The sequence below is a fragment of the Catellatospora chokoriensis genome (assembly GCF_011297315.1).
Lineage (GTDB): Bacteria > Actinomycetota > Actinomycetes > Mycobacteriales > Micromonosporaceae > Catellatospora > Catellatospora citrea.
This window is the reverse complement of sequence record NZ_JAAOTI010000062.1, coordinates 1-9,038: the sequence shown is the minus strand read 5'-3', so window position 1 is coordinate 9,038 and position 9,038 is coordinate 1. Positions and strand designations below refer to the sequence as shown.

The 9,038-nt window shown below is 72.2% G+C and carries 10 protein-coding genes; 7 read left to right on the top strand and 3 right to left on the bottom strand.

Annotation, left to right across the window (positions count from 1 at the left end):
- The first annotated feature begins 46 nt into the window (after positions 1–46).
- On the top strand, positions 47–1,132 hold the full coding sequence (gene ychF / locus HAV39_RS41850) for a redox-regulated ATPase YchF (RefSeq protein ID WP_191844628.1): 1,086 nt from the start codon (positions 47–49) through the stop codon (positions 1,130–1,132).
- A gap of 316 nt (positions 1,133–1,448) precedes the next feature.
- Positions 1,449–2,603, top strand: a complete 1,155-nt coding sequence (locus HAV39_RS41845; RefSeq protein WP_191844627.1) for a hypothetical protein — start codon at positions 1,449–1,451, stop codon at positions 2,601–2,603.
- A 37-nt stretch (positions 2,604–2,640) separates the two neighbouring features.
- Here HAV39_RS41845 and HAV39_RS41840 read toward each other — a convergent pair whose 3' ends face one another.
- From HAV39_RS41840 to HAV39_RS41830, 3 genes are all read right to left on the bottom strand, one after another.
- A complete protein-coding gene (locus HAV39_RS41840) occupies positions 2,641–3,093 on the bottom strand; it encodes a GNAT family N-acetyltransferase (protein WP_191844626.1) in 453 nt (150 codons plus the stop codon).
- Entirely contained in the window at positions 3,090–4,010 is a 921-nt protein-coding gene (locus HAV39_RS41835; RefSeq protein WP_191844625.1) for a tetratricopeptide repeat protein, read from the bottom strand. Before HAV39_RS41835 ends, HAV39_RS41840 begins: the two co-directional genes overlap by 4 nt.
- A gap of 113 nt (positions 4,011–4,123) precedes the next feature.
- Positions 4,124–4,429, bottom strand: a complete 306-nt coding sequence (locus HAV39_RS41830; RefSeq protein WP_191844624.1) for a 4a-hydroxytetrahydrobiopterin dehydratase — start codon at positions 4,427–4,429, stop codon at positions 4,124–4,126.
- Positions 4,430–4,645: 216 nt separating this feature from the next.
- Here HAV39_RS41830 and HAV39_RS41825 point away from each other — a divergent pair, with 216 nt between their 5' ends.
- The 5 genes from HAV39_RS41825 to HAV39_RS41805 all read left to right on the top strand — a co-directional run bounded on the left by HAV39_RS41825 (position 4,646) and on the right by HAV39_RS41805 (position 9,004).
- On the top strand, positions 4,646–5,059 hold the full coding sequence (locus tag HAV39_RS41825; RefSeq protein WP_230689910.1) for a (deoxy)nucleoside triphosphate pyrophosphohydrolase: 414 nt from the start codon (positions 4,646–4,648) through the stop codon (positions 5,057–5,059).
- A gap of 92 nt (positions 5,060–5,151) precedes the next feature.
- A complete protein-coding gene (locus HAV39_RS41820; protein WP_239120414.1) occupies positions 5,152–6,141 on the top strand; it encodes a FecCD family ABC transporter permease in 990 nt (329 codons plus the stop codon).
- Entirely contained in the window at positions 6,138–7,142 is a 1,005-nt protein-coding gene (locus tag HAV39_RS41815; protein WP_239120415.1) for a FecCD family ABC transporter permease, read from the top strand. The genes HAV39_RS41820 and HAV39_RS41815 overlap by 4 nt, the downstream gene beginning before the upstream one ends.
- Entirely contained in the window at positions 7,139–7,909 is a 771-nt protein-coding gene (locus HAV39_RS41810) for an ABC transporter ATP-binding protein (RefSeq protein ID WP_191844622.1), read from the top strand. Before HAV39_RS41815 ends, HAV39_RS41810 begins: the two co-directional genes overlap by 4 nt.
- 159 nt (positions 7,910–8,068) lie before the next feature.
- Positions 8,069–9,004, top strand: a complete 936-nt coding sequence (locus HAV39_RS41805; protein ID WP_191844621.1) for an ABC transporter substrate-binding protein — start codon at positions 8,069–8,071, stop codon at positions 9,002–9,004.
- Positions 9,005–9,038: the final 34 nt, after the last annotated feature.

Genomic DNA, 9,038 nt, shown 5'->3' with positions numbered 1-9,038 from the left:
GGCGGGGAGGAGGGGTGGGCGGGTGGGGTCAGTAAGCTTTGATGTCGTGAGCCTCAGCATCGGCATCGTCGGCCTGCCCAACGTCGGCAAGAGCACCCTGTTCAACGCGCTGACCCGCAACAACGTGCTCGCGGCGAACTACCCGTTCGCCACGATCGAGCCCAACGTCGGCGTCGTCGGGCTGCCCGACCAGCGGCTGGACAAGCTCGCCGAGCTCTTCGGCTCGCAGCGCATCCTGCCCGCCCCGGTGAGCTTCACCGACATCGCGGGCCTCGTGAAGGGCGCCTCGAAGGGCCAGGGCAAGGGCAACGCGTTCCTCGCCAACATCCGCGACTGCGACGCCATCTGCCAGGTCGTCCGCGCCTTCAGCGACCCCAACGTGGTGCATGTCGACGGCAAGGTCTCGCCGAAGGACGACATCGAGACCATCAACACCGAACTGATGCTCGCCGACCTGCAGACCATTGAGAAGGCGCTGCCGCGGCTGGAGAAGGAGCTCAGGGTCCGCAAGGACCGGGCCGGCATCGTGGCCGCCGCGAAGGCCGCCCACGCCCTGCTGGACAGCGGCACCACGCTGTTCGCGGGCGCGGCCAAGGCCGGCATCGACCTCGCCGAGCTGCGCGAGCTGCACCTGATGACCGCCAAGCCGTTCCTGTACGTCTTCAACGTCGACGAGGCCGAGCTGCACAACGCCCCGTTCCTCGACGAGCTGCGGGCCCTGGTCGCCCCGGCCGAGGCCGTCTTCATGGACGCGAAGATCGAGTCCGAGCTGATCGACCTGTCGCCCGAGGACGCCGCCGAGATGCTGGAGTCCATCGGCCAGTCCGAGCCCGGCCTCAACCAGCTGATCCGGGTCGGCTTCGGCACCCTGGGCCTGCAGACCTACCTCACCGCGGGCCCGAAGGAGGCGCGCGCGTGGACCATCCCGGTCGGCGCGACCGCCCCCGAGGCCGCCGGGGTCATCCACACCGACTTCCAGCGCGGCTTCATCAAGGCCGAGATCGTGGCGTACGACGACCTGGTCGCGAACGGTTCCATGGCCGCGGCGAAGGCGGCCGGCAAGGTCCGCATGGAGGGCAAGGAGTACGTCATGTCCGACGGCGACGTCGTGGAGTTCCGCTTCAACGTCTGAGACCGAACGTACCGCTGTTCACGGCTGTGCCCCCTGATCAGGGCACAGCCGTGGCCGTTTGCAGGGGGTTGAGGGTCGCGACCTCGTGCCAGGGTCACCTCGGCGCGATCCGTGTCGATGGAGCACGGGTGGGGCGGCGGGCGCGGCGGCGGTCGCCTAACGTGACGGCCATGCACGTTCTGTGTACACGTGGGATCCAGCGGCTGGAACGGGTGCACAAGTGAGCACCCGGCGGTCGGTCCTGGCGACCGAGGTTGAGGACGAAAGTCTCGCTGGGACCGCGCGTTCGCGGACGCCCAGGCAGGCTCGGTCCGCTGTGCTTCCCGACCGTGACATCGCCGCCAGGCCGAGCCGGCTCGCCGGGATCTGGTCGTACGCAGGGCTGCCGCTGCTCGCCTACCTGCTCGGTCACCTGCTGCACGGCGTGGCCGCGTACCGGTTCGGGTTCGACTGGCTGAGCGCCGACTCGCGTATCCGCTGGGACGGCGGCATCTACCTCGGCATCGCGGAGACGGGTTACAACGCGGGCCTTTGCGCGCAGGTCTATCCGAACGGGCCCAACCCCGACGGCCTCTGCGGCAATGCCGGCTGGTTCCCGCTGCTGCCTTTCCTGGTGCTGGTGCTGACGAAGATCGGGTTGAGCGCGGCGGCGGCCGGTGTCCTGATCGCCGAGGCGTGCGCGCTGGGCATGCTGATCGTGCTGTGGCGGCTGCTCGCCCCAGCCCGGACCGGGGTGAAGGCGGCCTGCCTCGCGGTCGCCGCGCTGCTGCCCAGCGGCGTCTACTTCCACGCGACCTTCCCCATGTCGCTGGTGATGCTGCTCGCCCTGGTGATGTTCCTGCTGCTGGTGCACGGCCGGTGGGTGCTCGCCGGGCTGGCCGGCATGGTGGCCGCGACGGCGTACCCGCTGGCCGTGCTGCTGGCCCCGGCGGCCGTGGTGTTCCTGCTGATCCCGCCCGGCCGCTGGGCCTGGCGCAGGTTGGCCATCGCGGCATATGTCGGCGGCCTCACCGGCGCGGGTGTGCTCGCAGTCTTCGGAATCATGCAGCTGACCACCGGCCGGTGGGACGCGTACCTGGCCATCCAGTCCAGCAACTACGGCCACGGGGTGCACGACCCGTTCGCCACGTTCCGGACGTTGATCGAGTCGCAGCCGACCACCGTCTCCGCCGAGCTGGTGTTCAGCACCGGTCTCGTGCTGCTCGCGGTGGCGGCGCTGGTGGTCGCGGCGGTGCGGCGGCGGGCGACCGTGCTGGACTGGACGATCGGCGCGGTGTACGGCCCGCTGCTGCTGATCACGCCGCTGGTCGTCGGGGCCGGTCAGGCGCAGTTCCGGTCGCACACGCTGCTGCTGCCGGTCGTGCTGCTGCTGCGGCACCTGCGCTGGCCGGTGACGGCCGCGCTGGCCGCGCTCGGCTCCCCGCTGGCGTTCCTGATGACCGGGCTGTTCCTGACGCGGGCCCTGGTGTGAGCAGCCGCCTGCTGGCCGAGCGCCGCCGCCGGTCGCCTCAGCCCGGAGGGTTGCGCAGGACGTAGCGCAGGAAGCCGCTGTGCGGGGTGTACCGGTCGTAGAGGGCGCGGGCCCGGTAGTTGTTCTCCCGGGTCTGCCAGTAGAGCGTCGCCCAGCCCTGCGCCCGGGTCCGCGCCCACAGCCAGTCGATCAGCGCCGCGCCGACGCCCTGGGCGCGGGCGGCCGGGTCGACGTACAGGTCCTGGAGGTAGCAGGACGGGGTGAGGGCGGAGGTGTTCTCGTGCAGCAGGTAGTTCGCGATGCCGATGACGGCCCCGTCGGACTCCGCGACGATTGCGTGCACGGGCACGCCGTCGTCCAGGATGCGCGCCCAGAGGTGCCGGGTGATCTCCTCGTCGGGCTCGCGCTCGTAGAAACGCGTGTAGCCGTCCCACAGCTCGCGCCAGCGGCTCTGGTCCGTGGGCGCGGCGGGTCGGACGAGGACGCTCATCGGGCGTCTTCCCCGGAAGCGACCGGATGTTCCGAGGTGATCTCAGCGAGCAGCCGCGCGGCGTCCGCCCGGCGGCGTTCGTGCAGCACGTCGCCGGAGCCGGAGAACCGCTCGACCGCTTCGCGGGCAGGTGCCAGGCCCTGCCCGTCGCCCTGCCGGTGTGCTGCGTACGCGGCGGCGTAGCAGGCCAGCGCGAGCCCTTCGCCGCCTGCCAGGAACTCCTCGCCGTCGACCCGGCGGAACGCCTCCAGCGCCTCCTGCGCAGCGGGGCGGCCGTCGAGCCCGCCGTCGGTCCGGGCGAGGGACAACGCGGTGTGGGCCCAGCCGAGGCCTGCGGTTCGCAGGTGCGGGATGGGTTCCTCCGGTGCAGCCGAAGCGAGGTGCACCGCGCGCGCAGCCAGGTCCAGCGCGGCGGTGACCTGGCCGAGCCGCTGCAGCGCCAGTGCGGTGTTGGCGGCGAACAGGGCGCGGCTGGTGAGGGCGGCGTCGTCGTGGTCGGTGGTGTCGCCGATCGCGACGGCCTGCTGCAGGTGGGCGAGCGCAGCCTCGTCACGGCCGAGTTTTGCCAGCGTACGGCCGAGCGCGTAGCAGGCTTTCGCGTGCCGTGGACCGTTCGGGTGCAGCCGGGCGCTGAGGTTCGCGGCCTCGGTCGCGGCGGCGAGTGCCGCGTCGGGATGCCCGGCGGCCAGCGCGGCACCGGCATGGTGGCTGAGCAGGTCGAGCGACGACGTCGCCGTTGCCGGGGTGCGCCGTCGCCGCCGCGTGCGGGCGGCTTCCCGGGTGAGCAGCCCAGCCCGTCGGTGGTGCGCCCGCTCTCGATGAGCCTGGTCGCACGCTCGACGCGCCTGGTGTGCCTGCGGCGGGCCGAGCGAGGCAGCATCGCGACGACTGCGAAGAGCACCAGTACGAGCAGGCACAGCAGGCCTGGTCCCATGAAGAAGAGCTCGAAGAGATCCGCGCCGGAGGGCATGGGCGGTGAGCGTAGTCGTCCAGGCGAGGGTGCGGTGCCCCGTGCCGCGCTGCGGCCGGGTTACCGGCTCAGCGATTGGTAGGCGGCCTCGACGCGGGCGGCCATGCCGATCTCGGCGGAGGTGAGCGCACCGTTGTCGCCGGCGCAGAGCTGGATCTGGGTGCGGCCGTCGAGGCGGCGGATGTGGGGGCGTACGCCGAAGGTGTCCGCCGCGACCGAGATGCGCTCGGTCAGCACGGCGTGTTCGGTGTCGTCGAGGGGGAGGGTGCGTTTGAGGCAGTCACCCTCGTGGACCCATCCGGTGAGCTGGGAAAGTGCGTCGCTGATGTAGTCGCGTCGTCGGCCCCGTTTCCAGACCGCGCCCATCCGCACCTCCGATACCTCCCACGCGGTGATATCGGCTTGTGGCCGAATCTTGTCCGCACCGACACTTCGGTGAGACCTATCCTGCCTGCTATCGCGGCGTGTGTCCACGCGAACAAAACCGACTTCCTGCACTTCACGGGACGCTGTGTGCAGCGCGGACTCGCTCGGTGACACCGCGTTCACCATGAAGCCGGATTGTCTGGCACGCTGTCCGCCGTGCCTAACTTCTCCTCCGAGATCCGAATCATCGTCGGTGCAGCCATCATCGCCGACGGGCGCGTGCTGGCCTGTGAGCGTTCCGAACCGGCCGAGGTGGCCGGACGGTGGGAGTTTCCTGGCGGAAAGGTGGAGCCGGGTGAAACGGAGCACGACGCGCTCGTGCGCGAGTGCGAGGAGGAGCTCGGTGTGGTCGTCGAGGTCGGCGAGCGCGTCGGCCAGGACGTGCTGCTCGGGCACGGCCGGGCGGTGCTCAAGGTGTACACCGCCCGCCTGGTCAGTGGCGTGCCGCAGCTGATCGAGCACGCCGAGTTCCGCTGGCTGGCCGCGCACGAGCTGCACACCGTGCCGTGGCTGCCGGCCGACGCGCCGATCGTGGCGGCGCTGCCGAAGTTCATGGGAGATGGGGCGTAGCTCACCCCGCCTCGACAATTAAGGCCTGCCTTACCTAAGCTGCGTTTCCGTCGGAAACGGGCGGCCTGGGGAGGCTCGTGGTGCACGGTGCGGTGAGGCGCGGCAGTGTCGTCGGGCTCGGCGTGCTCGTGCTGCTGGCCGCCGTCGCGGCGAGCCTGACCGTCGGCAGCCGGCACATCCCGCTGGCCGAGGCGCTCGACGCGCTGCTGCACCCGGCGCCGAGCGAGGCCGCGCTGATCGTCCGTGAACTGCGGGTGCCGCGTACCCTCGTCGGGCTTGAGGTCGGCGCGGCGCTGGCGCTGGCCGGCGTGATCATGCAGGCGCTCACCCGCAACCCGCTCGCCGAGGCCCGGGTCCTCGGCATCTCCGCCGGCGCCGCGACCGGCGTCGTCTGCGCCATCGCCTTCGCCGGGGCGGCGAGCCTGGCGAGCTGGATCTGGTTCGGGCTGGCCGGGGCCGCGGTGGCCGGGGCGCTGGTGTTCGCCGTCGCCGCGCGCACCAGGGACGGCTCCGGCCCGGTCAGCCTCGCGCTGTCCGGCGCGGCGATCGACGCCGGGCTCGGTGCGGTCATCTACGGCATCCTCAGCATCGACGCCGCCACCTTCGAGCAGTACCGCTTCTGGGTCGTCGGCTCCATCGCCGGACGCACCCCCGCCATGGCCGCGCAGGTCGCACCGTTCCTGCTGGTCGGGCTGGTGCTCGCGGTGGTCGCGGCGCGCGGCCTGGACGCGCTGGCGCTGGGCGACGACGTCGCCCGCGGCCTGGGCCACCGGATCCAGCGGGTACGCCTGGCCGCGGCCGTCGCCGCGATCGTGCTCACCGGGGCGGCCGTCGCGCTGGCCGGGCCGATCGCGTTCGTCGGCCTCGCCGTCCCGCACCTGGCCCGCGCGCTCGTCGGCACCGCGCACCGCTGGGTGCTGCCGCTGTCGGCACTGCTCGGCGCGGCCCTGGTGCTGTTCGCGGACGTGCTTGGCCGGGTCATCACGCCGCCCGGCGAGGTCCCCGCCGGGGTGGTCACCGCGCTGGTCGGCGCGCCTGTGCTGCTGTGGCTGGTGCGCCGGGCCCGGGTGGTGACCGCGTGATCGTCTCCGTCGGGCCGGCGAGTTTCGTGCTGCCGCGCCGTACCCTGCTGATCACCCTGGCGCTCGGCGTCGTGCTGCTGGCCGCGATGATCGCCGCGATCAGCATCGGCACCCTGGCCGTGCCGCCGCTGGACGTGGTACGTGCCCTGCTGACCGGCGGCACCGACTACGACCTGGTGGTACGCGAGCTGCGCTGGCCTCGTGTGGTGCTCGGGGCGGCCTGCGGGGCCGCGTTCGGGCTGGGCGGCGCGCTGATCCAGTCCGTGGCCCGCAACCCCCTGTCCAGCCCCGACGTCATCGGCGTGACCCAGGGCGCGGGCCTGGCCGCGACGATCGCGCTGACCTCCGGCTTGGCGTACGAGCTGATCGCGCCCGCGGCCATGGCGGGCGGCCTGCTCGCCGCGGTCGTGGTGTTCGCGTTCGGCGCGCGCACCGGGTTCGCCGCGAACCGGTTCGTGCTGGCCGGGGTCGCCGTCGCGTTCGCGTTGCGGGCCGGCATCGAGGTCGTGATGTCGTCGGCGGAGACCATCGACGCGCTGCGCGCCCAGATCTGGCTCATCGGCTCGCTCAACGGCCGCGGCTACGAGGAGGCCGGCGCGATCGGCCTGGTGCTGCTGCTCGCCTTGCCGCTACTGCTGTGGGCGGCGCGGGCGCTGCGCACCAGCGCCCTGGACGACGACACGGCCCGCGCCCTCGGGGCACGGCCCGCTGCCCGCCGGCTCGCCGTCGGCGCGCTGGGCGTCGTGCTCGCCGCGGCGGCGACCGCGCAGGTCGGCGCGGTCGACTTCGTGGCGCTGGTCGCGCCGCAGGTCGCCCGGCGGCTGTCCCGGGCCGAGCGGCCGCCGCTGGCCGCGTCCGCGCTGGCCGGTGCGGCGCTCGTGGTGCTGGCCGACCTGGCCGCCCGGATGCTGCTCGCGCCGACCCAGCTGCCCGTCGGCGTGCTCACCGCCGGCATCGGCGGTCCCTACCTGGTCTACCTGCTCATCAGGAGGCGTCGATGAGGCTTACCGGACAGGACCTGGTCGTCGGCTACGACGACCGCACCGTCATCGACGGGCTCTCCGTCGAGATCCCGAGCGGACAGCTCACCGTCATCATCGGACCGAACGCGTGCGGCAAGTCCACCCTGCTGCGCGCCCTGGGCCGCCTGCTCAAGCCGCGTGGCGGCAGCGTGCTGCTCGACGGCGAACTGCTGCACGAGCTGCCGCCTCGCCAGGTCGCGCAGCGCCTCGGCGTGCTGCCGCAGTCACCGCTGGTGCCCGAGGGCGTCACCGTCGCCGACCTGGTGGCCCGCGGCCGCCAGCCGCACCAGCGCTGGTGGCAGCAGTGGTCCCCGGCCGACCAGGAGGCCGTCAAGACCGCCCTGGCCGACGCGGACATCGCCGAACTCGCCGACCGGCCGGTCGAGGCGCTGTCGGGCGGGCAGCGCCAGCGGGTCTGGATCGCCATGGCGCTCGCCCAGCAGACCGAGGCGCTGCTGCTCGACGAGCCGACCACCTTCCTCGACGTGGCGCACCAGGTCGAGGTCCTGCGCCTGATGCGCCGGCTCCAGCAGGGCGGACGCACCGTGGTCGCGGTCCTGCACGAGCTGAACCAGGCCGCCCGCTACGCCGACCACGTGATCGCGATGAAGGACGGCCGCATCGTCGCCGCGGGCCCGCCCGCCGACGTCATCACCGCACCCCTCATCACCGACGTCTTCGCCCTCGACTGCACCGTCATCCCCTGCCCGGTCACCGCCACCCCGCTGGTGATCCCCAACCCCTGACCACCCCGACGATCTTGCGCGAACTGTGGATACGACACGCGCGAAGCGGACATATGGCCAACAGTCCGCGCAAGATCGTCGTGATCTCGGCGTGAGCCGGGAGGACTTCGCCGCGCCAGAGCAGCGGAGCGCACAGAGATCCAGGAAGGAAGTGACGCCGTGAAGAAGCGTCTTGTTCTCGTGGCGGCCGTCGCCGCCGGGCTCGCGCTGGCGGGCTGCGGCACCGCGAAGGAGAACACCGGCGACGGCGCGGCCACCGTCGAGGTCACCCACGCGATGGGCACCACCAAGGTCCCGGTCGCGCCCAAGCGCGTCGTCGTGCTGGACACCGACAAGGTCGACACCGCGCTGACGCTGGGCGTCAAGCCGGTCGGCGCGGCCCGCGCCGGTGAGCTCACCGGCTGGCCGACGTACTTCGGCGCCGGTGCGACCGACGGCATCACCGAGGTCGGCGTGCTCGACGAGCCCGACCTGGAGGGCATCGCGGCGCTCAAGCCGGACCTGATCCTGGGCTCCAAGTTCCGCCAGGAGAAGTACTACGCCGAGCTGTCGAAGATCGCGCCGACCGTGTTCACCGAGAACGTGGGCAAGACCTGGAAGGCGAACTTCCTGCTCGACGGCAAGGCGCTGGGCAAGGAGCAGCAGGCCAAGGACCTGCTCGCGGCGTACGAGAAGCGCGCCAAGGAGGTCGGCGCGGCCGTCCCCAACGCCGCGACCCTGAAGGTCTCCCTGGTCCGCTTCATGCCCGACCACATCCGCGTCTACGGCCCCGAGTCCTTCTCCGGCATCGTGCTCGGCGACGCCGGCCTGGGCCGCCCCGAGCGCCAGCTCCTGGCCGCGAAGGACGACAAGCGCTTCGACAAGGTCAGCGCCGAGCGCCTCACCGAGGTCGACGGCGACTTCATCTTCGTCGCCGCCTACGGCGCGAAGTCCGCCGCCGAGCAGGCCAAGATCACTGCCGGTCCCCTATGGGCGACCCTAGGTGCCGTAAAGGCAGGCAAGACCCAGGTCGTCGCCGACGAGACGTGGATGACCGGCATCGGCATCACCGCCGCCAACAAAATCCTCGACGACCTCACCACCCACCTGAAGTAACCCCACCCCCACCCCCACCCCCACCCCCACCCCC